The 25658-nt window shown below is 61.9% G+C and carries 28 protein-coding genes, 1 pseudogene and 1 riboswitch; of the genes and pseudogenes, 13 read left to right on the forward strand and 16 right to left on the reverse strand.

The window, feature by feature from the left end; all coding sequences use genetic code 11:
- Positions 1 to 117: 117 nt before the first annotated feature.
- The 8 genes and pseudogenes from V1475_RS07465 to V1475_RS07500 form a co-directional block, all read right to left on the reverse strand.
- Positions 118 to 1632, reverse strand: a complete 1515-nt coding sequence (locus tag V1475_RS07465) for an acetyl-CoA hydrolase/transferase family protein (RefSeq protein ID WP_434288940.1) — start codon at positions 1630 to 1632, stop codon at positions 118 to 120.
- A gap of 329 nt (positions 1633 to 1961) precedes the next feature.
- The gene (locus V1475_RS07470; RefSeq protein WP_434288939.1) at positions 1962 to 2150 is read right to left on the reverse strand and encodes a hypothetical protein; all 189 of its coding nucleotides are present in this window, start codon (positions 2148 to 2150) and stop codon (positions 1962 to 1964) included.
- 108 nt (positions 2151 to 2258) lie between these two features.
- Positions 2259 to 3470: a TCR/Tet family MFS transporter gene (locus tag V1475_RS07475; protein ID WP_479412238.1), complete on the reverse strand. Its 1212-nt coding sequence runs from the start codon at positions 3468 to 3470 to the stop codon at positions 2259 to 2261.
- 52 nt (positions 3471 to 3522) lie between these two features.
- Positions 3523 to 4254: an alpha/beta fold hydrolase gene (locus V1475_RS07480; protein ID WP_479412239.1), complete on the reverse strand. Its 732-nt coding sequence runs from the start codon at positions 4252 to 4254 to the stop codon at positions 3523 to 3525.
- A gap of 130 nt (positions 4255 to 4384) precedes the next feature.
- Positions 4385 to 5167: pseudogene (gene pcaD / locus V1475_RS07485) on the reverse strand (3-oxoadipate enol-lactonase); the annotation flags it as partial.
- A 59-nt stretch (positions 5168 to 5226) separates the two neighbouring features.
- Positions 5227 to 5559, reverse strand: coding sequence for a 5-aminolevulinate synthase (locus tag V1475_RS07490; RefSeq protein ID WP_434288933.1), 333 nt, complete (start codon positions 5557 to 5559; stop codon positions 5227 to 5229).
- Positions 5560 to 5702: 143 nt separating this feature from the next.
- Entirely contained in the window at positions 5703 to 6539 is an 837-nt protein-coding gene (locus V1475_RS07495) for an alpha/beta fold hydrolase (protein ID WP_479412240.1), read from the reverse strand.
- A 51-nt stretch (positions 6540 to 6590) separates the two neighbouring features.
- Positions 6591 to 7370 carry a hypothetical protein gene (locus tag V1475_RS07500; protein WP_479412241.1) on the reverse strand — a complete coding sequence of 260 codons (780 nt, stop codon included), beginning with the start codon at positions 7368 to 7370 and terminating at the stop codon, positions 6591 to 6593.
- Between the two features lie 252 nt (positions 7371 to 7622).
- Between V1475_RS07500 and V1475_RS07505 the strand changes: the two genes are divergently transcribed.
- The gene (locus V1475_RS07505) at positions 7623 to 8243 is read left to right on the forward strand and encodes a hypothetical protein (protein WP_479412242.1); all 621 of its coding nucleotides are present in this window, start codon (positions 7623 to 7625) and stop codon (positions 8241 to 8243) included.
- 2 nt (positions 8244 to 8245) lie between these two features.
- On the opposite strand, the gene V1475_RS07510 is transcribed toward V1475_RS07505, so the two are convergent.
- The 4 genes from V1475_RS07510 to fabA all read right to left on the reverse strand — a co-directional run bounded on the left by V1475_RS07510 (position 8246) and on the right by fabA (position 12558).
- Complete coding sequence (locus V1475_RS07510) at positions 8246 to 9835, reverse strand: GMC family oxidoreductase (RefSeq protein WP_479412243.1); 1590 nt, start codon at positions 9833 to 9835, stop codon at positions 8246 to 8248.
- Between the two features lie 145 nt (positions 9836 to 9980).
- Positions 9981 to 10769: an enoyl-ACP reductase FabI gene (locus tag V1475_RS07515; RefSeq protein WP_479412244.1), complete on the reverse strand. Its 789-nt coding sequence runs from the start codon at positions 10767 to 10769 to the stop codon at positions 9981 to 9983.
- Positions 10770 to 10778: 9 nt separating this feature from the next.
- The gene (gene fabB / locus V1475_RS07520) at positions 10779 to 12008 is read right to left on the reverse strand and encodes a beta-ketoacyl-ACP synthase I (protein ID WP_479412245.1); all 1230 of its coding nucleotides are present in this window, start codon (positions 12006 to 12008) and stop codon (positions 10779 to 10781) included.
- Between the two features lie 40 nt (positions 12009 to 12048).
- The gene (gene fabA / locus V1475_RS07525) at positions 12049 to 12558 is read right to left on the reverse strand and encodes a bifunctional 3-hydroxydecanoyl-ACP dehydratase/trans-2-decenoyl-ACP isomerase (RefSeq protein WP_479412246.1); all 510 of its coding nucleotides are present in this window, start codon (positions 12556 to 12558) and stop codon (positions 12049 to 12051) included.
- 217 nt (positions 12559 to 12775) lie between these two features.
- Between fabA and irrA the strand changes: the two genes are divergently transcribed.
- Entirely contained in the window at positions 12776 to 13210 is a 435-nt protein-coding gene (irrA, locus tag V1475_RS07530) for an iron response transcriptional regulator IrrA (protein ID WP_479412247.1), read from the forward strand.
- Between the two features lie 69 nt (positions 13211 to 13279).
- Positions 13280 to 13885, forward strand: a complete 606-nt coding sequence (locus V1475_RS07535; RefSeq protein ID WP_479412248.1) for a DNA-3-methyladenine glycosylase I — start codon at positions 13280 to 13282, stop codon at positions 13883 to 13885.
- Here V1475_RS07535 and V1475_RS07540 read toward each other — a convergent pair.
- The 4 genes from V1475_RS07540 to V1475_RS07555 form a co-directional block, all read right to left on the reverse strand.
- Entirely contained in the window at positions 13869 to 14360 is a 492-nt protein-coding gene (locus V1475_RS07540; protein WP_479412249.1) for a hypothetical protein, read from the reverse strand. The genes V1475_RS07535 and V1475_RS07540 overlap by 17 nt on opposite strands.
- A 95-nt stretch (positions 14361 to 14455) precedes the next feature.
- Positions 14456 to 14884, reverse strand: a complete 429-nt coding sequence (locus tag V1475_RS07545) for an FKBP-type peptidyl-prolyl cis-trans isomerase (RefSeq protein WP_434288911.1) — start codon at positions 14882 to 14884, stop codon at positions 14456 to 14458.
- 70 nt (positions 14885 to 14954) lie between these two features.
- Positions 14955 to 15638 (reverse strand): hypothetical protein, encoded by a 684-nt coding sequence (locus V1475_RS07550; protein ID WP_479412250.1) that lies wholly within the window; start codon positions 15636 to 15638, stop codon positions 14955 to 14957.
- Positions 15639 to 16502, reverse strand: coding sequence for a hypothetical protein (locus V1475_RS07555; protein ID WP_479412251.1), 864 nt, complete (start codon positions 16500 to 16502; stop codon positions 15639 to 15641).
- A 188-nt stretch (positions 16503 to 16690) separates the two neighbouring features.
- Here V1475_RS07555 and miaB point away from each other — a divergent pair, with 188 nt between their 5' ends.
- The 10 genes from miaB to queF all read left to right on the forward strand — a co-directional run bounded on the left by miaB (position 16691) and on the right by queF (position 25649).
- Positions 16691 to 18040 carry a tRNA (N6-isopentenyl adenosine(37)-C2)-methylthiotransferase MiaB gene (miaB, locus tag V1475_RS07560; RefSeq protein WP_479412252.1) on the forward strand — a complete coding sequence of 450 codons (1350 nt, stop codon included), beginning with the start codon at positions 16691 to 16693 and terminating at the stop codon, positions 18038 to 18040.
- Positions 18041 to 18296: 256 nt separating this feature from the next.
- On the forward strand, positions 18297 to 18869 hold the full coding sequence (locus V1475_RS07565) for an OmpA family protein (RefSeq protein WP_434288907.1): 573 nt from the start codon (positions 18297 to 18299) through the stop codon (positions 18867 to 18869).
- Between the two features lie 10 nt (positions 18870 to 18879).
- On the forward strand, positions 18880 to 19194 hold the full coding sequence (locus tag V1475_RS07570; protein ID WP_434288906.1) for a hypothetical protein: 315 nt from the start codon (positions 18880 to 18882) through the stop codon (positions 19192 to 19194).
- Positions 19195 to 19392: 198 nt separating this feature from the next.
- Positions 19393 to 20403: a PhoH family protein gene (locus V1475_RS07575; RefSeq protein WP_434288904.1), complete on the forward strand. Its 1011-nt coding sequence runs from the start codon at positions 19393 to 19395 to the stop codon at positions 20401 to 20403.
- Between the two features lie 18 nt (positions 20404 to 20421).
- A complete protein-coding gene (gene ybeY / locus V1475_RS07580; protein WP_479412253.1) occupies positions 20422 to 20910 on the forward strand; it encodes an rRNA maturation RNase YbeY in 489 nt (162 codons plus the stop codon).
- Between the two features lie 50 nt (positions 20911 to 20960).
- Complete coding sequence (locus V1475_RS07585) at positions 20961 to 21893, forward strand: transporter associated domain-containing protein (RefSeq protein ID WP_479412254.1); 933 nt, start codon at positions 20961 to 20963, stop codon at positions 21891 to 21893.
- Positions 21893 to 23389, forward strand: a complete 1497-nt coding sequence (lnt, locus tag V1475_RS07590; RefSeq protein WP_479412255.1) for an apolipoprotein N-acyltransferase — start codon at positions 21893 to 21895, stop codon at positions 23387 to 23389. The genes V1475_RS07585 and lnt overlap by 1 nt, the downstream gene beginning before the upstream one ends.
- Positions 23390 to 23425: 36 nt before the next feature.
- A riboswitch (SAM-SAH riboswitch) is annotated at positions 23426 to 23475 on the forward strand.
- A gap of 8 nt (positions 23476 to 23483) precedes the next feature.
- Positions 23484 to 24677: a methionine adenosyltransferase gene (gene metK / locus V1475_RS07595; protein WP_479412256.1), complete on the forward strand. Its 1194-nt coding sequence runs from the start codon at positions 23484 to 23486 to the stop codon at positions 24675 to 24677.
- Complete coding sequence (locus V1475_RS07600; RefSeq protein WP_479412257.1) at positions 24677 to 25183, forward strand: O-acetyl-ADP-ribose deacetylase; 507 nt, start codon at positions 24677 to 24679, stop codon at positions 25181 to 25183. Before metK ends, V1475_RS07600 begins: the two co-directional genes overlap by 1 nt.
- 1 nt (position 25184) lies before the next feature.
- Complete coding sequence (queF, locus tag V1475_RS07605) at positions 25185 to 25649, forward strand: preQ(1) synthase (protein ID WP_434288894.1); 465 nt, start codon at positions 25185 to 25187, stop codon at positions 25647 to 25649.
- The last annotated feature ends 9 nt before the right edge of the window (positions 25650 to 25658 follow it).

A 25658-nucleotide genomic window follows, 5' to 3' on the forward strand; every position in this document is an offset into this window, starting at 1 on the left:
TCAAACCGATGTCGGATTTTTGTCGGACACCTGTCGGACATGTGTCGGACCCTGTCTGGCTCCGGCAGCGAGACGGCAGAGATGAAAAGGCCCTCGCGAGGAGGGCCTTTTGAGATTTTATTTCATCGAACCGGTGTCGATAAAGCGTTGGTGCCAGCTCAGCGCCTCGCGCAGATCGTGGGGCGCGTGGCCGCCGAAGGAGCTTTTCTTGGCGCGCTCGTAATAGTCGCGCAGCATGTCGCGATACATCGGGTGGGCGCATTTCTCGATGATCAACTCGGCCTTCTGTTTCGGATCGAGGCCGCGCAGATCGGCGAGGCCCTGTTCCGTCACGATGACCTGAACGTCCTGGTTGATGTGGTCGACATGGCTGGCCATCGGGACGATGGCGGAGATCGCGCCGCCCTTGGCGGTCGAGGGCGTCATGAAGATCGAGACAAAGGCGTTGCGGGCAAAATCGCCGGAGCCGCCGATGCCGTTTTGAATGCGCGAACCCATGACATGGGTGGAGTTGACGTTGCCGTAGATGTCGGCCTCGATCAGACCGTTCATCGCGACACAGCCCAGACGCCGGATCAGCTCCGGGTGGTTGGAGATTTCCTGCGGACGCAGGATCAGCTTGTCGCGGTAGCGATGGGCCTCGGCATTGAATTTCATGGCGGCCTCGGGCGAGAGCGAGAAGGCGGTGGCCGAAGCCATGCGCAGCTTGCCCGCGTCGAGCATGTCGAGCATGCCGTCCTGAATCACTTCGGTGAAGGCGGTCATGTTTTCGAACGGGCTGTCCAGAAGACCGGCGAGAACGGCGTTGGTCACGTTGCCCACACCCGATTGCAGCGGCAGAAGCTCTTTCGGCATCCGGCCCATTTTCAGCTCGTGGTTCAGGAACTCAAGCAGGTGGCCGGCGATGTCCAAAGCGGTCTTGTCGGGCTTGGCGAAGGGCGCGTTGCGGTCCGGCGTGTCGGTCTCGACGATGGCGACGATTTTCGACGGGTCCACTTTGAAATGCGCCTGACCGATGCGGTCGTCCGGCTTGATCAGCGGAATGCCGACGCGGTTCGGCGGCAGGGCGGTGCCGTAATAGATGTCGTGCATCCCGTCGAGGTATTCGCTCTGCCAGGAGTTCAGCTCGAGGATGATCTTGTCGGCGCATTCGAGCCAGGTCTTGTTGTTGCCGATGGAGGACGACGGGATCAGATCGCCTTCGGGGGTGATGCCGGAAATCTCGACGATGGCGGTGTCGAGCTTGCCGAGGAAGCCTTGCCATGCCATCGGGGCGACTTGCGACAGGTGCATGTCGAAATAGCGCATCTCGCCCTTGTTGATCCGTTCGCGTGCGATCGGATCGGAGTTGTAGGGCAGACGGAAATCAATGCCGTCGGCCTTGGCCAGCGCGCCGTCGAGCTCGGGGCCGGTCGAGGCACCGGACCAGATCTTGATGCGGAATTTCTCGCCTTGGGCGTGACGTTCCTCGATCTTGGCCGCAAGCGCCAGAGGCACCTCTTTCGGGTAGCCCGAGCCGGTGAACCCGCTCATGCCCACGGTGGCGCCATTCTCGACGAGGCTGGCGGCATCTTCGGCGGACATGATCTTGGATTGCAGGGATTGCGGCACGGGGCGGCGGGCAGTGGTCACGACGATCTCTCCATTAAGCTCTGGTATGGAATGCAGTCAGGTGGAGAGGGGGTGAAATTTTCTAAGGCCAGCCTCCTCCCCGAGTTGTCCTTCATTGCGCGCACTATGCGCGGGACGCGGGGGGCTTCCAGTCACTTTTGCGGGATTTTTGCAGGAGCATACCCGGTATGCATCTGTGCACAGATTTTTGAATCAATATTTGCAATCGGGATTTGAGGGCAGGGGTTTGCAAATCATTTTTAACAAGAATATGCAAACCGTTTTCCGCTTGTGCGGTGGTGAAACGGGCCCGTCTGTAACGGACCCGCATCGGGAGACCAGAAAACGACTCAGGCGCTTTGGCCGCGGTCGATCCGCAGGAACTGTTTCACGCGGGACGCCGTTTTCGCTTCTTTGCGATCCCGGTCCATTTTGTCCCACATGCGCGCACGCATTGCGCCGCGATCAAGTTTCAGGAAATGCACGAGGCGACCGCTGCCGGGGGCACGATGGGACGTGTCGGTGATATGGCGTGTCATGGTTTTTCCTCCTTTTTCGTGGGGGAAGTCTAACACGGAATCGCGTGGGCGTCTCGTACCCAGATCAAACCGGTCAACGAAGTGTGAACAGGCGGTGCAGCTGTGGGGTCAGATCCGCCCGTGTCGCCGTTGCCAGCTCCAGAGGATTGCGCCACCGATCAGGACGATCACCAGCGACAGCAGAAACGGTGCGCCGGGCAGGTAGAGACCGGTGTCGGGGCGGGAGAATGTCGCGAAAATCTCGGTCATGACGAGCGGGCTTATGATGGTGGCGAGGGCGGCGAGCGAGCCGGTGACGCCCTGAAGCTCGCCCTGCTGATCGTCGGGGGTGGCGCCGCTCATCATGGATTGCAGCGCCGGGATGGAGATCGCGGAAATGCCGGAAAGCACGGACATGATCCAGACCATCGGCACGCTTGTGGTGAGGCCGAAGGTAACGAAGACGAGCGCGTCGAGCAGGATGCCGCCCATCGCCACGCGGTAGGCGCCGAAGCGTTTGACCAGTGGGCCGACAAGGATGGCCTGTGCCAGTCCCATGGTCGCGCCGAAGGCGAAGAGCGTGAGCCCGATGGTGGCGGTGTCGAAGCCGAAGCGTTCTTCGGTGTAGAAGGACCAGACCGCCGGGTAGACGAAATAGGCCGTCTCGTAGAGGGCGAAGACGATGAGCAGGCCGGTGAGGCCCTTGAGTCGTCCAATGGCGCGGAAAGCGCCGAAGGGGTTGGCGCGCCGCCAGTCGAAGGCGCGGCGTTTTTCGGGGGCGAGACTTTCGGGCATGACGAGCATACCGAAGACCATGTTGAGACCGGCGATGGCGGCGGCGGCATAAAACGGCGCGCGGGTGTCGACGGTGGCGAGCATGCCGCCCATCACGGGGCCGAGGGCGAAACCGATGCCGAGGGCGGCGTGGACATAGCCGAAATTGCGGGCGCGCTCGTCGGGTCTGGAGATGTCGGCCATGAAGGCGGCGGCGGTGCCCGGCGTGGCGGCGGAGATCCCGGCGATCAGTCGCCCGATCAGCAAAAGCCAGATGGTATGCGCCTGCGCCATGATCAGATAGTCGATCATCATCACGAAAAGCGCTGCGATCAGTACGGGTTTACGGCCGAACCGGTCGGAGAGATTGCCGACGAGGGGCCCGAAGAAGAACTGCATCACGGCAAAGCCGGTGGCCAGAACCCCGCCCCAAAGTGCTGCATCGGCGAGCGTCTGGCCGGTCAACTCGCGGATCAGGGTCGGTAGCACCGGAAAGATCAGCCCGATGCCCATGCCGTCGATCAGCACAGTGGTGACGATGAAAATCAGCGGCAGATTGCGGGGCATGGGGCTTTCCTGAAAACAACCCGGCCTTTGTGACCTGTCGGGGGGCTTCTGTCTATCCGCTCCGGTGCAGAATATGCGCCAGCGTGTCGGCCAGCCGCGCGGGCTGGGCGAGATAGGGGGAATGGCCAGAGGGGAGAGTGTGGACGGTGCCCTCGGGCCAGTTCGTACACATTTTGCGTTGCTCGGCGGGCGGGATCACCCGGTCGTTTTCGCAAATGACATAATGCCGGGGCCGGGCGATGGAGGCAGGGGTGACGCGCAGGGGCGTTTCCTGCGGGCGGATCGCCTGCGGGCCGATATGATCGCGGACGTAGGTTTTCACCTCGTCGGAACAGTCGTGACACAACGCCTCGACGCTTGCCTCGGGTTTGAAGCGATAGGCCCGCCCGTCTTCGGTCTTCTCGATCAGGCCGAGCACCGGATGGTCCTGCGCCGCGCGGCGCATGTCGGCAAGGCTCATGCCGTCCTCGGGCACATAGGCGCAGAGATAGACCAGTGCGGCGATGCGGTCGGGGGCGACCTCGGCGGCGGCGGCGATGGCATAGCCTCCGGCGGAATGACCGACCACTATGGGGCGGTCGCCATGGGTTGTGATGTCGGCGAGGATCGCGTCACGATAGCTGTCGAGGCCGATCTCGTCGTAAGGCGTTCGATCCGCGCCATGAGACGGCAGGTCGAGCGCGCGGGCCTTGAGGCCACGGGCGTGCAATTCCGCGAGAAGATCACGCCAACACCACGCGCCATGGGCGGAGCCATGGATCAGGAGGACGCTCGGGTCAGTCATGGTGACAGCCTCCGGAATGATCATGATCGTGATGGTCATGATGACCATGATGATCGTGGTGGTCGTGGTGATGATGGTCGTGACCGGACCCGAGATCGGGGATGTGATCATGCGGATTGGGATCGCGTTTCACATGAGCGATTTCGGTCAGGAACTGGCTTAGAAGCGCTGCATAATCCTCCGGCGCGTCGACGGGCGGCAGATGACCGGAGCGGCGCATCAACTCGAACCGCGATCCGGGAATGACGCCGAGCGTTTCGCGCACCAGATCGGGCGGGGTCGATCCGTCATAGCCCCCTGCAATGCCCAGACAGGACAGGCGCAGCCCCGAGGTGGGCGTATAGAAATCCGTCCCGGCAATGGCGGCGGCGCAGCCGAGATAGCCCTCGACCGGGGTGTCGAGAATGGACTGACCCCAGCGTTTCGCGGTGTCCGTCTTGCGAAATCCGGGGGCGAACCAGCGTTCGAGCGTGGGGGCGACGGTGCTTTGAAGCCCCTTGTCGCGAATTTCGGCGATGCGTTTGTCCCAGAGGCTGCGCGCGCCGATCTTGGCCGCCGTGTTCGACAGAACCAGTGCTCGCACCTGATTGAGCCGCTTGACCGCGAGCCCCTGTGCGATCAGACCGCCGATGGAAATGCCGACGAAAACCGCATCTTTCACCTCCAACGTGTCGAGCAGCCGCTCCGCGTCGCGCACCAGCGTCCCCATGGCATAGGGGCCTTTCGGCGCATCCGAGAGACCATGCCCGCGCAGGTCGTAGCGGATGAGCCGCAGGCCGCCGGGCAGATGCGGCAGCACCGCGTCCCAGAGGTGCAGGTTGGTGCCGAGCGCATGGGCGAAGACCATGGGCGCGCCGTCCTCCGGCCCGCTCATTTCGACATTGAGTGACAGCTCTCCGATCCCGATCCGCATCTGGCCCTCCTTGGTTCGGGGCCAGCATAGGCGGGGCGAGGGGCGGGCTCAATGGCCGCTCAATGCGCGACCGTGGCGAGGCCGATAAAGATGAAGCCCATGCCGAGCGCCAGACGGGGCGTGATCTCCTCGCCGATCAGACAGGTAAAGCTCAGGACGATGGCGGTCTCCACCGCGATGACGATGAGATAGAGCTGGCCGACCGGGGCCTGTCGCATGAGGATGATTTCAAAGGTGATCGCGGCCAGAAGCCCCGCAACGATCAGGCACAGACCGAAGGGCGAGGGCAGGGCGCCGGAGGTGGCGACGAGTTTCATTCCGACGGTGGCGAGGGCATAGCCCGCCCCGACGAAGAGGAGGAACACCAGATGGTGCGAAGGAAGCGCAAACATGGGACACCGAAAACAAGGTACTGATCAACACCTTCGCCAGCGGACCTGAACAGGAAAACGCGGCCCGCGTCCCGCGAAGATACGGCCATGATCGGCGTTGATTTCCTCTGGGTCAAGTCGGGTATGCCTGTCCTTTGGACGGCTCAGGCGGGGAGGGCCGCCAGAAACCGCGCGATGACATCGAGGCTTTCGGGTTCATCGAGAAACGGCACATGGCCACGATCCCGGACTTCGGCGGTGATCATATCGGGGCGGCGGCGTTGCATCTCCGCCATGCACTCGCGCGACAGGAGATTGGAGTTCTCCCCGCGCAACAGGGCCAGAGGCAGGCCCTCGAAGGCGTCGAAAAAGGGCCAGAGATCGACCGCGCCGGTGACACTCTGGGCCTCGATCGCGTCGCGCAGTTTCGGGTCGTAGCGCAGTTCCAGCCGCCGCGCGCCCTCGGCCCAGATCCGCCGCGCATAGCTCCGCCATTGGTCGCGGGGGACGTTTGGGAATTGAGACCCGAGCGCTTTCGGCAATTTGTCGGCGGCGTCCTCATAGCTTTTATAGGCAGAGGGGCGGCCGAGATAATCCATGATATGGCTGAGGCCGGACGGGTCCAGCTCCGGCCCGATGTCATTGAGCAACACGCCGGTGAGCCGGTGTTTGACCGTCGCGGCAAGCCCCATGGCGATCAGCCCGCCGCGCGAAGTGCCGAGGATGGCCGCCTTTTCAAGCCCCAGATGATCAAGGAGTGCTAGCGCGTCCTGCGCCTCCTGCGGGATGGAATAGTTCAGGAATGTGGGGTCGTAATCGGAGCCACCGCGCCCGCGGCTGTCGAGGCGGATGATCTGGGCCTGCGCGGCGAAATGCTCTACCACCGGCTCGAAATCGTCCATGTTGCGGGTGAGGCCCGCGAGACAGAGCAGGGGCGCGCCGTCTCCCTGAACGTCATAAGCGAGGTTCAATCCGTCTTTGGTGGTGAAATGCTGAACCATGGCGGTCTCCTTTGTGCGCAGACTGGCATGTTCGGGGACAGCGGGGAAGCCCTAGCGCAACCCGTTCAGGAGCCACGCCCCACCGAGGTAATGCACCGTGAGGGCGAAGGTATAACAGGCCATGACCAGCAGCGCCTGGTTGTGGTTCAACGGGGCCTGTTCCGGGTGGCGTCTGTGCAGGAGGCTTTGGAGACCGGCGGCGGCCAGAAGGCCCATGGCGATGGAGTGATCGCGGAGCGCTGCGGAGGCGAAGGCGGCGGTCATGAAAAGCGTGACGGTGGTGCCGAGGCGGGGCCAGAAGGCATCCGAGATGGCCCGCATCACCCGCCCGCCCGCAAACGGCAGGAAGGGCAGGAGCATGATGAAATTGAACGTCCCGAGCATGATCGCCGTCACCTGCAAGAGATTGGCCACCATCGGGGCGATGGGCGCCAGAATGGGAAACAGGCCGAAGCACAGCGCCATGGGAACGATGGCAAGCGCGGGGGCGTAGAGTGCCGCGAAGCTTTCTTCGAGCGCATGGCCGAAGGGCCGGTCGGAGCGCGGCGCGGCCAGAAACGGCAGGGGAATGAGGCGCACGCGGGCGACCTCGTGGCCGATGATGCGACAGGCATAGGCCGAGCCCAGCTCATGCAGCATCACGGCGAAGACAAAGCCGAAGCCGAAGAGCGGCGAGGTCAGCGTGGAGACCGAGAGGGTAACGAGGAAACCGATGGCCACGCCCGCACCGTTGAACCCGCTGGTGTATATGCGCCCCTCGCTTGTCAGGGGCCTCGTCACGAGCGGCAGGGCGAACAGTCCGAGCGCGATGGCAAGCAGAAGAAGGGTCATGACGAGTCGAATTGCGGCCTTTTTGTGTCTATTGAGGTTTTGATCGGTTCGAAATGTGGCGGAAATGTGGCATCCGGTGCATCCGGGCGGGATTGTGCCGGGGGCAACGCTGTGTTTCCGGGGGGGGGGCGACAGTGGACGCTGCGCTGCAACACCTCGCCGGGAAGCGATGGGCCCGGGCAAGGATGTTTTCGTTTTTTTCTGAAAACGCCTTACCTTGTCGGGACAGAGCAAAAAAGGCTGGAGGGCCTGATGAACGGCACGGTGGAGAAACTGCGGGAAAGCCTGCGCGAGTTGCAGGTGCAGCTCGAAAAGGAGGCCGTCGAGGCGCGCGAGAAATTCCAGTATCACCTGAGCAACGGCCGGGTGGTCTTCGAAGAGGAGGCACGCCGTCGCGGGCGCGAACTCAAGGTGCGCTGGTCGGTGTTCCTGCGCCGTGCGCGGCCTTGGGAGATTGTCACCGCGCCGGTGATCTACGGGCTGATCATTCCTTTTGCGCTGATGGATCTGTTCGTGACGGTCTATCAGGCGGTCTGTTTTCCGGTCTACGGCATCCCGAAAGTGAAGCGTAAAAAATACATCGCGGTGGACCGGCACAAGCTCACCTATCTCAACTTCATGCAGAAGCTGAACTGCGTCTATTGTGGCTATTGCAACGGGCTCTTGGCCTATGTGCGCGAGGTGGCGGGACGGACGGAATATTACTGGTGCCCGATCAAACACGCCCGCGCCCTGCCGGATCGCCATGATCAGTATCAGCACTTTCTGGAATTCGGCGATGGCGAGGCCTGGGACGAGAAATTCATCGAGATGAAGGGCCGGGCGCGAGCCTGCGAGGGCTGCGACGGGTGCGGGCCGGGCGGCTGCCACTAAGCTCAAAGCAGTCGTGCGGGGGCGCCCATCCGATCGGCGATGTTCTCTGCGATCATCATCGTCGGCGCATTGGTGTTGCCCGCAATGATCGTGGGCATGATCGAGGCGTCGACCACCCGAAGCCCCTCAACCCCGCGCACACGGCCCTCCGGGTCGACCACCGATCCGGCGTCCATCCCCATGCGACAGGTGCCGACCGGGTGATAAATCGTCTCCGCCCGCGCCCGGATGTCGTCGATCAGGGCGGCATCGCTCTGTATGTCCGGTCCCGGAAAAAGCTCGGTCTTAACATGGCGGGCGAGGGCAGGGGCCTGCATCACCTGCCGCGCCTGCTTGAGGCCTGCCAGAAGTGTCTCCACATCCTCGGGCGCGCTGAGATAATTCGCGTCGATCCGCGGAGGCTTCAGCGGATCGGGAGAGGCCAGCGTGATCGTGCCGCGCGAGGCGGGCAGGAGATCGCACACATGCAGGGTCATGCCATAGCCAAACGAGGTCTTGCGCCCGTGATCGCGCAGATAGGCCGGGATGAAATGAAATTGCAGATTGGGCCGGTCGCGCTCAGGGCCTGAGCGCACAAACCCGCCCGCCTCGGCGACATTCGACGTCAACTCACCTCGTCTTTGGCGCGCAAACTGCCATGCAGCCCGGAGCGCGCGCGGCAGGAAGGACGGAGCAATGCCGATCGGAAGCCGATCCGCCGCCGCCGACATCACGGTGATGTCGAGGTGATCCGCCAGATTGCGCCCGACCTCCGGCAGATCGTGCCGCACCTCAATCCCGTGATCCCGCAGCGTCGCGCCGGGACCGATGCCCGAAAGCATCAGAAGCTGGGGCGAGTGGATCGCTCCGCCCGACAGGATCACCTCGCCACCGGGATTGAGCCGGATCTCGCGGGTTTCCAGCGCCACGCCACTGGCCCGCCGCCCGTCGAACAAAATGCGGGTGACCTGCGACCCGGTGAGGATGTCGAGATTGCCGCGATGTCGCACCGGATCGAGAAAGGCGCGCGCCGCAGAAAACCGTTTGCCCGTCTTCTGCGTGACCTGAAACAGGCCCACGCCCTCCTGATCCGCGCCGTTGAAATCGCGCCGCTCTGCATAACCGGCCTCCGTCCCGGCTTTGACAAAGGCGCGTGACAGCGGGTTCGGGCTGCGCAAATCCGAGACCGCCAAAGGCCCCTCGGTGCCATGAAACGCATCCGCGATCTGCGCGTTCCGCTCCAGCCGCTTGAACAGCTCCAAAGCGCGCGGCCAGTCCCAGTTCTCGTCCGCCGCCCGCGCCCAGCCGCGGTAATCCTCCGGGTGTCCGCGCATGTAGATCATCGCGTTGATCGAGGACGACCCGCCCAGCACCCGCCCGCGCGGCCAATAAAGCCTGCGCCCCTTGAGCGCCGCATCCGGGGCGGTCTGATGCCCCCAGTTCACGCCCTTGATCCGCGCCAGAACCGCCAGACCCAGAGGAATATGAATGAAGGGCGAGCGATCCTTGCCGCCTGCCTCAATCAGGCAAACGCGTTTGGATGGGTCGCCCGAAAGGCGCTCGGCCAAAACGCAGCCCGCGGATCCCGCGCCGATGATGATATAATCGTACATGATGGCTCTCTCCCTGCGCCCAAAGCTACATCAGCTTTTCAGAGCCGCGCAGAAGACGTGGCGTCATGTTTCCTTTGCTGCGGCAAATACTCAAAAGAAAACCCCGCCGAAGCGGGGTTTGTCTGATCTGTCGGGGGGCGTGTGCTCAGAGATTTTCGATCCGGGGCATGCCCATGATGTGGTAGCCGCCATCGACGCGGATGATTTCGCCGGTGGTGAAGGCGCCGCCGTCAGAGGCCAGATAGACCGCCGTGGCGCCGACCGCTTCGAGCGTCGCGTTGGATTGCATCGGCGCGTTTTGTTCGGCGTGTTTGTAGGTCCGGCGCGCGCCGCCGATGGCGGAGCCTGCGAGCGTTTTCATCGGGCCGGGGGAGATCGCGTTGACGCGGATGCCTTCCGGGCCCAGATCGTTGGCGAGGTAACGCACGGAGCTTTCCAGCGCCGCCTTGGCGACCCCCATCACGTTGTAATTCGGCACGACCATGTTCGAGCCCGCGAAGGTCAGGGTCATCAGCGTGCCACCGTCTGTCATCAGTTCGGAGGCGCGTTTGGCGACGTCGATGAAGCTGAAGCACGAGATATGCAGCGAGTTCTTGAAATTCGCCTCGGTGGTGTCGCGGAAGCGCCCGGTCAGTTCGGATTTGTCCGAATAGGCAATGGCGTGGACCACGAAATCGAGGCTGCCCCATTTGTCTTTGAGGGCCGCGAAGGCCGCGTCCATCTGCTCCGGGTTGGTGACATCCACATCGACCATCGTGTCCGAGCCGACGGAGGCGGCGAGCGGTTCGAGGCGTTTGCCGAAGGCCTCGCCCTGATAGGTAAACGCCAGCTCAGCGCCCTCGTCGGCACAGGCTTTCGCAATGCCCCATGCGATGGACCGCTCGTTGGCGACGCCCATCACGAGCCCGCGTTTGCCTTTGAGAAGATCAGCCATTGTCGTGTCTTACCCCAGATATTTGGAAAGCAGCATCGAGCCGTTGGTGCCGCCGAAGCCGAAGGAGTTGGTCATCACCGTGTCGAGACCCGCGTTCTCGATCAGCTTGGTGGCGATCTCCGTCTCGCGGATCGCCGGATCGAGCGTTTCGACGTTGATCGACGGGATGATGAAATCGTTTTCGAGCGCCAGAAGGCAATAGACCGCCTCTTGTGCACCGGTCGCGCCCTGGGAGTGGCCGGTCATGGATTTCGTCGAGGAAATCAGCGGGGTGTTGCCTTCGCCAAAGACGCGACGCACCGCTTCGACCTCGCCGACGTCGCCGACGGGGGTCGAGGTGCCGTGCGCGTTGATATAGCCGACCTTGCGGCCTTCTTCGAGCGTGGAAAGCGCCAGACGCATCGCCCGCTCGCCGCCTTCGCCCGAGGGGGCGACCATGTCGGCGCCATCGGAGGTTGCGGCAAAGCCGGTGACTTCGGCGTAGATTTTCGCGCCGCGCGCCTTGGCGTGTTCCAGCTCTTCGAGCACGAGGATCGCACCGCCGCCGGAGATCACGAACCCGTCACGGTTCGCGTCGAAGGCGCGGGAGGCTTTCTCGGGCGTGTCGTTATACTTGGACGACATCGCGCCCATGGCGTCGAACAGGCAGGAGAGCGTCCAGTCCAGTTCCTCGCCGCCGCCTGCGAACATCACGTCCTGCTTGCCCATCATGATCTGTTCGGCAGCCGAGCCGATGCAGTGCAGAGAGGTCGAGCAGGCCGAGGTGATCGAATAGTTGATGCCCTTGATCTGATAGGCGGTCGCGAGGTTGGCGGAGATGGTGGACCCCATGCATTTCGGCACGGCGAACGGCCCGACGCGCTTGGTCGATTTGGTGTTGAGCACGGACTGATGCGCGGTCAGCATGGCAGAGGTGGACGGGCCACCGGAACCGGCGATCAGGCCGGTACGCGGATTGACGACTTCGCCCTCTTCGAGACCCGAGTCAGCAATCGCCTGTTTCATCGCGATATAGGCATATGCCGCCCCCGGACCCATGAAGCGCAGGGCGCGTTTGTCGACATGCTCCTTGATGTCGATGTCGATGGACCCGGCGACCTGCGAACGGAAGCCGTATTCCTTCATGTCCTCATTGGCGGTGATGCCGGATTTCCCGGTTTTCAAAGAGGCAAGCACCTCTTCGGCATTGATGCCGATGGAGGAGACGATCCCCAACCCGGTGACGACGACGCGACGCATGGCCTGTTCCTTCCCTTAAATCTGCAACCTGTCCGAAAGATCAGCTCTCAGACAGCGCGACTTTCATATCTTTGACCTGATAGATCACTTCGCCGTCGGCTTCGACGATGCCGTCCGCGACGCCCATGGTCAGGCGGCGGGTCTGGATCGCTTTGGTGAAATCGATCTTGTAGGTCAGCATCTTGCGATCCGGGCGCACCATGCCGGTGAGTTTCACTTCGCCGACGCCAAGCGCATAGCCGCGCCCCTGCCAGCCGCGCCAGCCGAGGTTGAAGCCGGTGAGCTGCCACAACCCGTCGAGGCCGAGACAGCCGGGCATGATCGGGTTGCCGGGGAAATGGCAGTCGAAGAACCACAGGTCCGGCGTAATGTCGAATTCCGCCACGACGTGACCTTTGCCATGGAGCCCGCCATCACCGGAAATTTCGGTGATCCGGTCCATCATCAGCATCGGCGGCGCCGGAAGCTGTGCGTTGCCAGGTCCAAAGAGCTCGCCTGCCGCACATTTGAGCAGGTCTTCCTTGGTGAAACTCGTGGGGTAATCGGCCATGGATGCCCTTGCCTTCCTCATCATCTTTCAAAGTCGTATCCCCTCTATCACCGCGGCCCCGGCGCACGCAAGCGTAACAGGACCGGGAGAGAGCGGCGTTTTTGATACGGTTTTGACAGGGTGAAACGAATGTGAAATGAGAATTAGAGGATTTCCAATTGAAATTTGGATGACATATCTTCTATATTCCATCGGTATTCCCAGGAATTGGACGCCCATGACCCAGACCGAAAACATCGAAACCCGTCGCGGTGCAGCCTGGCTTGCGACTGCCGGTGTGCGCCCGACGCGTCAAAGGATCGCGCTGGCGACGCTTCTGGTGGGCGATGGCAACGATCGGCACGTCACCGCCGAAAGCCTGTTCGACGCCGCACGCGATGCGGGGGAGAAAGTCTCTCTCGCGACCGTCTACAACACCCTGCGCGCCTTTTGTCAGGCCGGTCTGATGCAGGAGGTCACGGTCGATGGCTCCCGCAGCTATTTCGACACCAACATGGACGAGCACCCGCATTTCTTCTGGGAAGACAAGGGCGAGCTGACCGATGCGCCGTCGCATGAGCTCAAGATCGAACGCCTGCCGTCCCCGCCCGAGGGCATGGAAATCGCCTCCGTCGATGTGGTGATCCGCCTGCGTCCCAAAGCGCGTCACTGAACGCAATCGCTTGACAGTTATGACAAAGCCCTGCCCTCTGGCGGGGCTTTTGTTTTGCTGGAGGTGGAGATGGAGCGTTTGTTCGTCGCAGAGGATGGGGTGAGCCGCTGCCGCTGGTGCGCTTCCGATCCGGAATACATCCGCTACCATGACGAAGAATGGGGCTACCCGGTCGCCGATGACATCCGTCTGTTCGAGAAGATCTGTCTCGAAGGGTTTCAGTCCGGCCTGTCCTGGTGGACGATTCTGCAAAAGCGCGACAATTTTCGCGCGGCTTTTGCCGGGTTCGATTATCGCAAGATGGCGACGTTCGGTGCCGAAGATGTCGAGCGACTGGTGCAGGACAAGGGCATCGTGCGCCATCGCGGCAAGATCGAGGCGGTGATCCACAACGCGGCGCGTGCCGTCGAGATGGAGCGCGAACATGGGACGCTCGCAGCGTTCTTCTGGTCGTTCGAGCCGGAGACGGATGAAAGCGGAGGGGAGGTGGTGGCCCAGACCCCGACCTCGCAGCGCCTGTCGAAGACGCTCAAGAAAAAGGGTTGGAAATTCGTCGGGCCGACCACCTGCTATGCCTTCATGCAGGCCATGGGCATGGTGAACGATCATCATCCCGGCTGTGCGCATCATGCCAAGGCGGTGGCGGCGCGGGCGGCGTTTACCCTGCCGACCTGAGAAAAGGGGCGAGGCTTTTGAGCCAAAGCTTCGCCTCTGCCGGATCGAACCGTGCCAATGTCGAAAGCTCCGTCTTCGCCAGTTCCATATCCGCAATTCGGTCCCGCAACTCCGCGCGCGTGTTATCGGGTAGGGGCAAGGCCCCGGCGGTCAGAAGCATCTGATGCAGGCTCTGCACCGCACGCATCTGACGGAACGCCTCCATCATCGGGGCGGTGAGCTTGGGTCGCTTCTGCCAGTCTTCGGAAAACAGCGCCGTCACCCGCTGCCCCGCGCCAAGACAATCGAAAGCGACACAGCCGCGATAGCCCCTGTCCGCAAGATCGGCGTGAACGGAGCAGGAGAACCCATCGAGATTGTGACAGGGCAGGCCCGCGGGTTTGTCATGTGCGAACATGTCCCCGGCATCGAAGGCCAGCGCCAGACAACAGAGCGCGGCACAGTTCGAACAGTCTGGCAAAAACTCGGGGTTCATACCGCCATTTGACGCCAAACCCGCGTGCAATCAATAAAAAAGGCGGCCCGCCTGTCGCGCGCCGCCCTGTTTCCTTTGCTGAGAAATACTCAGCTTCAGACGATTTCCACCAGCTCGATGGCGAAGGTGAGGTCCTCGCCCGCCAGACGGTGGTTGGCGTCGAGCGTGACTTCCTCGTCGGTGATCTCGACCACGGTGACGGGGATCACCTGACCGGTCGGGGATTGCATCTGAAGCTGAAGACCGACCTCGAGCGGAATCTCCGCCGGGATCTGGGCGCGCGGCACGGCTTGCTGCGCATCGGGGTGACGCTGGCCATAGGCCTCGTCGGCGACGGCGACGATGGTTTTCTTTTCGCCCACGGTCATGCCCGGCAGGTGCTTGTCCATGCCCGGAATGATCTGGCCGGAGCCGACGGTGAATTCGAGCGGTTCGCGGCCTTCGGAGCTGTCGAACACGGTGCCGTCTGCGAGCGTGCCGGTGTAGTGAATACGAACTTTGTCGCCCGATTTAACTTCGGTCATGAAGAGTCCTAACTGTTCGGGGTGAGTTTTCGGGGCCGCGTCTTTACGGGTGCCCAATGACGATTGCCGCTTAGGATAAAGAAAGATCGCGTGGTGTAAACCCGGTCAGGTGACAATCGGTTTGCGGGTCTCTTACGGGAATTTCGGGATCGCTCCTGAAAAACGTATTTTGCCGATAACTCCATGAGAACCATTGGTCGTCAATAATCGCGATGGCGTGGGGTTCTGCATATGGGGCCTCGAACCAAATCGAAATGGATTTCCACAAGGGTTTGGTGGCAAGGCAACTCGCGTGCAAGCGATTGGCCGCGGCAAGCATTCGGCTTTGTGAAGAGAAATTGGCAGATAAAAGCCCCGTCCCGATGCCTGATACAATGGAGCAAGTCAGAATGTATCTGCGGACTGCGGGCGGCAGATATTGTATGAATATGGCTGATAGGATCGCTCCGGACAGAAATAGAGGCCAAAAGGCGAACCACAATCCGGTAGTGTTTGCTGTCTCAAGGGCGGTTTGCAGAAACAGTACTCCGACCGGAGGAGCAAACAGGACAACGATACTTACCCAACTTTGCAGCAATAGTCCGGTAAGGGCGAATGCCAGATAGGCTTGAAGGATCAGGCCGCTTACGCTTTGCCATCGGATGTTGCCCGCGGCTCTGCTTCGGATGAAAACATAAAGAGGCGGCAGCCAAGAAAGGACGGCCAAAATAATCAGCACGCTTGCCGAAAAAGCAAAGATCTTGAAAGAGGCCACCTAAAACCACTGCCCCGGTTCCATCAGGCCCAAATCCAGCAATTGCTGGCTGTGCCATTCGAACTCGATGGAATTGTGCCAGCGGAAGGTGGAAATGTCATAGGTCGATCCGGCGTTGGTCTTGAGTGCCTTGGCGGTGCGGAAGGACACGATGGTGGCGGTCAGGTTGTGATGCCAGGGGCAGGCGTAGGTGTTGTATTCCTCGTCGCCGAACAGATGTTCCTCGCTGAGCCTCAGCCCCTTTTTCGCCTTGAAGAGCGCGATCCGGTCGATGCGGCGGCGGTGCGGTGGCATATGTTCCTCGAACCGCCATCTGAGCCCGCCGAAGAAATCGAGCTGCCGCTCTTTCGCGTGCCCTGCGGTATCGGGGCGCCCGAGCGCATAATAGCCGGAGCGGTCGAGATGGGCGTCTTCGAGCGAGACGGCATTGGGATGCGCGTTCAAATCGTCGGCGTAGAGATCGACCACGTAACACAGCATCGCATCGCGGCGTTCCTCGGTGTGGAAGGTCAGCATATCGGTGATGGTGCGGGTCTCGCAGAACGGGAAGAACAGGTATTCCGCATTGTAGCAGTAGTACATCCAGATGCCGGGGGCGGCCTCGATGATCCGGTTGACCGCCTTCGAAAGCATCTCCGGCGCGCGGGTGGCGTAGCGGATGCGGTGGATTTTCGCTTCCAGCCCCTCGGGGAGTTTCAGTTCGTCGGGGGCGAACAGGATCACCTGTTTGAACCCCAGCGAGAGGTGATGGCGCAGCGTCGTGTCCACTTCCACGAGATCTTCGGCAAAGATCATCGCGATCGGCCCTTTCAAAAGGGCGTCCTTGCCGTCGGAGAGAAACGTGTCGAGGCTGTCGTAGCGCATGAAAATCCTTTGCCGGGGCAATGTCCCAGTTTCCGGTAAAAAATGCATGAAGGGCAGGGGATTGCAAGGATTGTGGAAACAATTTCATCGCGCCCCCTGTTGGGACGGTCAGATCCGAGGCGCTTGCCCTCTTGGCCCTCTTGCGCTAGGACACCGCCTCAATTCCCAGCATTCGTGGACCCATGCCCATGTCCGAGACGCCGAGCACCACCAAGAAGCTCTATATCAAGACCTATGGCTGTCAGATGAACGTCTACGACAGCGAACGCATGGCCGAAGCGCTGGGCGGGTCGGGCTATACCGAGGTGTCTTCGCCGGAAGAGGCGGACATGATCCTTTTGAACACCTGCCATATTCGCGAGAAGGCGGCGGAAAAGGTCTATTCCGAACTTGGCCGCTACAAAGACCTCAAGATCGCGAACCCCGATCTCAAGATCGGCGTGGCGGGCTGTGTGGCCCAGGCCGAGGGGGAAGAGATCATGCGGCGCCAGCCGATGGTCGATCTCGTCGTGGGACCGCAGAGCTATCACCGCCTGCCGGAGCTTGAGGCGAAGGCCGGGCACGGGCAAAAAGCGCTCGATACGGATTTCCCGGAAGAGGACAAGTTCGAGAAACTGAAATCCCGGCCCAAGGCGAAACGGGCCCCGGCGGCGTTTCTGACCGTGCAGGAGGGCTGTGATAAGTTCTGTGCCTTCTGCGTTGTGCCCTATACCCGTGGTGCCGAAGTGTCGCGCCCGGTTGAGCGCGTGCTCAATGAGGCGCGCGATCTGGTGGAGCGCGGTGTGCGGGAGATCACCCTCTTGGGGCAGAATGTGAATGCCTATCACGGCGCGGGCGAAGGCGGCGCAGGTCAGTCAACTTGGGGGCTGGCGCGGCTCATTCGCGCGCTTGCAAAGGTCGATGGTTTGGAACGCATCCGCTTTACCACGTCGCACCCGAACGACATGGAAGACGACCTGATCGCGGCGCATGGCGATTGCGACAAGCTCATGCCTTACCTGCATCTTCCGGTGCAGTCCGGGTCGGATAAAATCCTCAAGGCGATGAACCGCAAACACACCGCCGAGGAATATCTGCGCCTGATCGAACGCATCCGCGCCGCGCGGCCCGACATTGCCATGTCGGGTGACTTCATCGTCGGTTTCCCCGGCGAGACGGATCAGGATTTCGAGGACACGATGAACCTCGTGCGCGAAGTCGGTTATGGCTCCGCGTTCTCGTTCAAATACTCGCCGCGTCCGGGCACGCCCGCCGCCGAGAAAGAGACGAAAATGGTGGACCCCGATGTGGCCTCCGAGCGCCTCCATCGCTTGCAGACGCTGATCACCGAACAGCAACACGCGTTTCAGGACGCGATGGTCGGGCGCGAGGTTTCCGTGCTGTTCGAACGCAAGGGGCGGATGCCGGGGCAGATGGTCGGAAAATCCGAATATCTTCATGCGGTTCATGTCACCGACGATGTTGCCGTGGGGGAGATCGCACGGGTGAGAATCATCGAAAGCGGGCCGAATTCGCTTGGCGGAGTTGTGCTGCGCTGAGGCGTGCCAGGGGAGACAGGCCGTTCGCATCGGTAAAGTTTTTGCCGCGGTGCGGAGTATCTTGGCAACAATCTTGGCGCTCGTGGATTTTCGTCACGATATGCGACACAATATCTGGTTATTTTCCTTCACTTGGACCCGAAGTTTGCTATCCTTTAACCACAATCTTGGTGAGTAGGGCGCGGCAGTCTTGCGACTGTAGGGGGCGCGTGTTTTGGAACGGCCCGAAAACGCAAACAGTTGGGGGACGGTAGACGTGACCATCGAATTTCTGAAGACAGCGCGGTCAGGGCTGGGCCTCTGCGCGGGGGTCGCTCTTGCTTTTGCGGCGGCGACGGCCAATGCGCAAATGGTGCCGGGCACGGTGAATGGCGAAGTGTACAAACCGACGATCTGGATCGATCCGGACGGCTGTGAACACTGGGTGATGGACGACGGGGTCGAGGGCTACATGGACCTCAAACTTGACCGTCAGGGCAAACCGACCTGTCACCCGGTACAAAGCTGTGCGGTGATGAATTCCGATCAGCTCTTTGCCACGGACAAATACGCGATTTCGGCGGAGGGGCGTCAGCGCCTGACCTCTTTCTTCCAGCAAGCCGGTGCGCGCGCCTATATCATCGTCGGCCATACCGACAGCCGCGCCTCCGACGAATACAACATCCGTCTGAGCTACAACCGGGCCAATGCGGTCGCCAAGATTGCGGCCTCTGTCGGTGCCAATGTGATCGACGTGCGGGGCTATGGCGAACGCCAGCCGATCGCCTCGAACTCGACCGCCGCGGGGATGCAGAAAAACCGCCGTGTCGAAATTATGTGTGTGAAGTGAGGGGATCGATATGAAGGTTGTAAAGCTCATCGCTCTTGCGGTCGTTCCTCTGGCTCTTGGGGCCTGTGACAACGGCATGTACGAAAGCCATAAGACAGATAAAACCGTGGACCGTGGTTTCGACAGCAAACATCTGTCGCAACTGGTGGCCGGGATCTGGGTCGATCCGAACGGCTGCGATCACTGGATTATCGATGACGGGGTGGAGGGGTATCTCTCCGCGCGTGTAGACAAATACGGCAAGCCGATCTGCTCCGGGGTGGCGCCGGCGAACACCGCTGTCGGGCCGTATAAAGACGGTTCGAGTTTTGGCGATCCGATCTGATCGGTCCTGAAGTTTGGCACTATGGCGGCCGTCCCTCGGGGCGGTCGTTTTGCTTTTTGGCGCATTATTGGGCGAAATTCTGTTTTTTGGGCAGGGTCTCGCCGGGTCGATTGCGAAGATTTTGTGTCCCGGCTTGCCAGAAGCCCTATCCCTTGGCACCATCAGACTCAGGAGCCATTCCAGAGTCGGAGATCATATTTGGGCCTGAGCGCGTTGACACCCCCGAAATCGCAGGACGCAGTCCACGAAACGCTTCTCGAATTCCATGACAACAGGTTGCTCATAGACCTGTGCGGGGAGTTCGACCGGAACCTCGCTCAAATCGAACACAAACTCGAAGTCCAGATTGTCCGACGCGGCAATATGTTGTCCGTCATGGGCACCGGCAGCGCCCGGGGCCGCGCCTCTGCGGTGTTGCAGGATCTCTACGGCAAGCTCGAAGCGGGCCGGGAGATTGAGCCGGGCGATATCGACGGCATGATCCGCATGGGGGAGACCGATGGCGACAAAGGTCTGCCGGGCGATCAAATGGAGATGTTCCGCGGCGGCGATGTCGAGGTCAAGACCCGCAAGAAGCTGGTGGAGCCGCGCACGGCCGCGCAGAAGGAATATGTCACCAACCTGTTCAAACACGAGCTGGCTTTTGGCATCGGTCCGGCAGGGACGGGGAAAACCTATCTCGCGGTGGCGGTCGGGGTGAATATGCTGATCAACGGCCATGTCGACCGGATCATCCTGTCGCGACCTGCGGTTGAGGCAGGAGAGCGTCTGGGCTTTCTGCCCGGCACGCAGGACGAGAAGGTCGATCCCTATATGCAGCCGCTCTACGACGCGCTGAACGACTTCATCCCTGCCAAGCAAGTGCAGAAGATGCGCGAAGAAAAGACCATCGAGATCGCGCCTCTGGCCTTTATGCGCGGGCGCACCCTGTCGCGGGCTTTCGTGGTCTTGGATGAGGCGCAGAACGCCACCACCATGCAGATGAAAATGTTCCTGACCCGTTTAGGCGAAGGGTCGCGCATGGTGATCACCGGCGACCGCTCGCAGGTCGATTTGCCGCGGGGTGTGCAATCGGGTCTCAGGGATGCGGAGCGCATTCTCGCGGGGCTGCCGAACATCTCGTTCAACTACTTCACCTCGAAAGACGTGGTGCGTCACCCGCTTGTCGCCGCGATCATCGAAGCGTATGAGGCCGACGAAGCGCAATAACGCAATTCGGAGGGCCCCGTGGCCGTTGAAGTGATCTTTGAGGACGACCGCTGGGACGCGGCGGGGCTTGCTGCCTTGGCGGAAGCCGCCGAGGCTGCAACGATTGCGCATCTCGGGCTGGACGCGGAGCTTTGCGAAGGGTCCGTGTTGGCCTGTGACGATGCGCGCATCAAGGTTCTGAACGCGGATTTCCGGGAAAAGGACAAGGCGACGAACGTCCTGTCCTGGCCCGCCGAGGAACGCGCGACGCCCGGTGAACGCCCGCCCTTGCCGGAGCCGGATTTTGACGGGTCCATCGAGCTGGGCGATATCGCGATTGCTTATGAGACCTGCCTGCGTGAGGCGGAGGAGCAGGGCAAATCCTTTCACGATCACGTCACCCATTTGCTTATTCATGGTTTGTTACATCTGTTGGGTTATGATCACATAACCGACAGGGACGCAGAAATTATGGAAGCGACCGAGGTCGAAATACTTGCAACCATGGGTCTCAAGGACCCATATTAGGCGAACGGTCGACAAAGACCGGTTCAAATTGTTCATATTGGAAAGGACGCATGGGCGACACCGAGCCTGGGTCTTCTACGGCAGCGCAGAGCGCGCCGATCGACCCCATAAGTAGACCGCAGAGCGACACGCGCCGCACCGGGCGTAAATCCTCTGGCTGGTTCGACCGCATGAAGGCGGCATTTGCCGCCAAATCTTCTGACACAACTGCCTTGGCCGGGGCGAACCCTTCGATGGTTATGCCTCAGCCTGTGCAACGCCCCGGCATGGTCAACCTGCGCCGGATGCGGGTCGATGATGTGGCGATCCCGAAAGCGGAAATCGTCGCCGTGCCGACGGATATCAAGAAAGAGGATCTGGTGGAGGTGTTCCGCGAAAGCGGGATGACCCGTCTGCCGGTCTATAAGGGCACGCTGGACACGCCTGTCGGCCTTGTGCACCTCAAGGATTTTGCCCTCACCCATGGCTTTAACGGCAAGGGTGAGCGGTTCAATCTGCGCAAGATGCTGCGCCCGCTGCTCTATGCGCCGCCGTCGATGCCGATCGGGGTACTGCTGCAAAAGATGCAGACGGAGCGGATGCATATGGCGTTGGTGATCGACGAATACGGCGGGGTCGACGGGCTTGTGACGCTCGAAGACCTTGTCGAGCAGGTGATCGGGGAGATCGAGGACGAGCACGATGTCGACGACGATGCGTTCTGGACCCAGTCCGCGCCGGGCGTGTTCATCGCCCAAGCCAAGGCCCCGCTCGACGAGTTCGAGGCGGCCATCGGCATGCGTCTGACCGACGAGGAGGACGAGGAAGAGATCGACACTCTGGGCGGTCTCGTCTTCCTGCTCTCCGGCCGGGTTCCCGCGCGTGGCGAAGTCATCCCGCATCCCTCGGGGGCCGAGTTCGAGATCGTCGATGCCGACCCGCGCCGGATCAAACGCATTCGTGTGCGTCTGCCCTCTGCCGTGAAACCGAAAGTCGAGGCCTGATGCGTCTGCCCAATCTGCGGCGACTTCTGACCCCGCCCCGTGCCTTCGCGCTCGGGGCGGGCTTTCTCATTGCCGCCGGTCAGGCGCCTCTGGGGTTCTGGCCGGTGGCGGTTGCAGGGCTGGTCATGGCGGCGATTGCCTGGCGCATGGCGCTCACGCCCCGTCAGGCCGCCTTGCGCGGTTGGCTCGTCGGCTTTTCGAGTTTCCTCATTTCGCTCAACTGGATCGTGAATCCCTTCCTCGTCGAACCGATGCGCGACGGTTGGATGATCCCGTTTGCACTGTTCTTCATGGCGGGTGGGCTGGCGCTGTTCTGGGCTTTGGCCTTTTTCTTGGCGAAAATACTCAAGACCGGGCTGCCGGGTCTTGCCGGGTTCTGGGGGGCGGCGGAGCTCGCGCGCGGGCATATTTTCACCGGCTTTCCCTGGGCTATGCCGGGCTATATCTGGCTCGACACGCCGCTGGCGCAGCTGGCCGCCTTCATCGGGCCCTATGGTTTGACGGCGCTGAGCTTTGCCTTTGCGGCGCTTCTGGCGCATGCGGTTCTCAAACGCTCTTGGCGCATTGGCGCTGTGGCCGCCGTGCTTTTTGCCGCCGCCTTTGTGGTCGGCTGGCAACGCCAATCCGCGCCCCTGCCGCCGGATCGGGATCATGCCGTCCGCGTGGTGCAGCCCAACGCGCCGCAGCATCTCAAATGGGACCCGGAGTATGTCGGCCAGTTCTACCGTCGCGCGCTCTCCGTCACGCCGCCCGAGGGGGCCGATCTGGTGATCTGGCCGGAAACCTCCGTGGCAGCTCCTCTCTATGCCGCCGGGCCGGAGTTGTTCGAGATCGCCCAGACGGCTGCGCCTGCGCGCGCCGTGGTCGGGCTCAACCGGGTGGACGGGATGCAGGGGTACAACACGGCAGTTCTGCTCGACGAACAGGGCCGGGTCGCCGATCTCTACGACAAGCATCATCTTGTGCCTTTCGGTGAGTACATGCCCCTGCCTTGGCTTTTGGAACGTATCGGTTTGCGGGCGTTCACGGCGCAGAATGGCTATGGTTACTCTGCGGGTCCCGGGCCGCATCTCATGGACATGGGGGCGCTTGGGTCTGCGCTGCCGTTGATTTGCTATGAGGCGATTTTTCCCCGAGACCTGCGCACCGAAACGCGCCCCGACTGGCTGTTGCAGATGACCAACGATGCGTGGTTCGGCACCTTTTCCGGCCCGCAACAGGCGCTGGCGCAGGCACGGTTCCGGGCGATCGAGACCGGCCTGCCGATGGTGCGCGCCGCAAATACCGGGATTTCCGCGCTGGTCGACGCGCATGGCGGGCTGCGCGCGGCGATCCCTCTGGGCACGTCGGGGGCTTTCACCGCCGATCTGCCCGGCGCTCTTCCCGAAACCGTTTATGTCCGGCTTAAGGAAGCCCCCGTTTGGGCTTTGTTAACCCTCCTGGTGTTAAGTGGCGGGATCGGTACAACTCTGAGGCGCGGCAGAAAAACCGATTGACCCTCCCCGGAGGCAGTTATATCGCATTTTAATCAAAGGCCCGCACAACGGCTTCCTGACGTGCGGGTGTCATAACCAATGGAGCACGACCCCCATGTCCCGCAAAGATTACGTCTTCACTTCGGAATCGGTTTCCGAGGGCCACCCCGATAAGGTCTGCGACCGGATTTCCGATGCCGTCCTCGATGCGTTCATCGCCGAGGAGCCGGAGGCGCGTGTCGCCTGCGAGACCTTCGCAACCACCAACCGCGTGGTGATCGGCGGCGAGGTGGGACTGTCGGACAAGGACAAGCTGCACGCCTATATGGAAAAGGTGGATGGCATCGTGCGCGAGTGTGTGCGCGACATTGGCTATGAGCAGGACAAGTTCCATTGGCAGACGCTCGAAGTGCAAAATTACCTGCACGAACAATCCGCCCATATTGCCCAAGGCGTCGATGCTACGGGGAATAAGGACGAGGGTGCAGGCGATCAGGGCATCATGTTCGGTTTCGCGACCAATGAGACCGAGGCCTTGATGCCTGCGCCGATCCAATATTCCCACGCGATGCTGCGGCGTCTCGCAGAGGTGCGCAAGAACGGCACGGAACCGGCGCTTGGCCCCGATGCCAAGGCGCAGCTTTCGGTGCGGTATCGCGATGGCAAACCGGTCGAAGTCACGTCTCTCGTGCTCTCGACCCAGCACCTCGACGAGGATCTGACCTCTGACGATGTGCGCGCCATCGTGGCGCCCTATGTCGAAGAGGTGCTGCCGGAGGGCTGGCTGACCGCGAACACCATCTGGCACGTTAACCCGACCGGCAAGTTCGTGATCGGCGGCCCCGACGGCGACGCCGGGTTGACCGGGCGCAAGATCATCGTGGACACCTATGGTGGCGCGGCCCCGCATGGCGGCGGCGCGTTTTCCGGAAAAGACCCGACCAAGGTGGACCGGTCTGCCGCCTATGCCGCGCGCTATCTGGCGAAAAACGTGGTGGCGGCAGGGCTTGCAGAGAAATGCACGATCCAGTTGTCCTATGCCATCGGGGTGGCGGAGCCGCTGTCGATCTACGCCGATCTGCATGACACGGGCACGGTCGATGCCGCCCGTATTGAGGCCGTTCTGGCCGATGCCGACAAGCTCGGGTTCCGGCTGACGCCGCGCGGCATCCGCACCCAGCTTCAGCTCAACAAACCGATCTATCAGCGCACGGCGGCCTATGGCCATTTCGGCCGCGCGCCCGAAGCGGATGGCGGGTTCAGCTGGGAACGCACCGATCTGGCCGAGGTTCTGGCGAAAGCCGTCTGATGCCGCTGCGCGTCGTCACCGGCTCGATCACCGCTCAGGATGTGGAGGCCGTGGTCAACGCGGCCAATTCCACGCTTTTGGGCGGCGGCGGTGTCGACGGCGCGATCCACCTTGCGGCGGGGCCGGGGCTTCTGGCGGAATGTCGGGGGCTGGGCGGCTGTCTGCCCGGTCAGGCCAAGCTGACCGGTGGGTACAATCTCAGGGCGCGCTACGTGATCCATACGGTCGGCCCCGTCTGGCGCGGCGGCGATCGGGGGGAGGACGAAACGCTTTCTTCCTGTTATCGTGAAAGCCTCAGGATCGTGCGGGATCATGATCTCCGCTCTGTGGCCTTTCCTGCAATCTCGACCGGGGTTTACGGCTTTCCGAAAACCCGTGCAGCCCGGATTGCGGTGCGCACGATCCGCGATGAAGTAAAGGCCGGGGAGGAAATGGAGGTGCTGCTCTGCGCCTTTTCCGCCCCGGATGCCGCAATTTTGCAAGCGGCTTTAGACGAGGAAACCTGACATGCCCAAGACCGACACCTCCGGCCTGACGCAACTCGGCGGCGCGACGGCGCTGCCCAATAGCCCGGAAGAGGCGGTGCTCGAACGCGTGCCGCACACCCATGAGGGCGAGCGCTATGTGGCGCGTTTTACCGCGCCGGAATTCACCTCGCTTTGCCCGATGACCGGTCAGCCGGATTTCGGCTATCTGATGATCGACTACATCCCGCGCAAATGGTTGGTGGAGAGCAAGTCGCTCAAGCTTTTTCTTGGCTCCTTCCGCAATCATGGCGCGTTTCATGAGGATTGTTCGGTTTATATCGGCAAACGTCTGGCCGAGCTGCTCGACCCGGAATGGCTGCGCATCGGGGCCTATTGGTATCCGCGCGGCGGCATTCCGATTGACGTCTTCTGGGCCACCGGGCCGGAGCCCAAGGACCTTTGGATCCCCGAGCAAGGCGTGCCGCCTTACCGTGGGCGGGGCTGAGCGCGTCGG

The organism is Celeribacter sp. SCSIO 80838 (genome assembly GCF_056498065.1).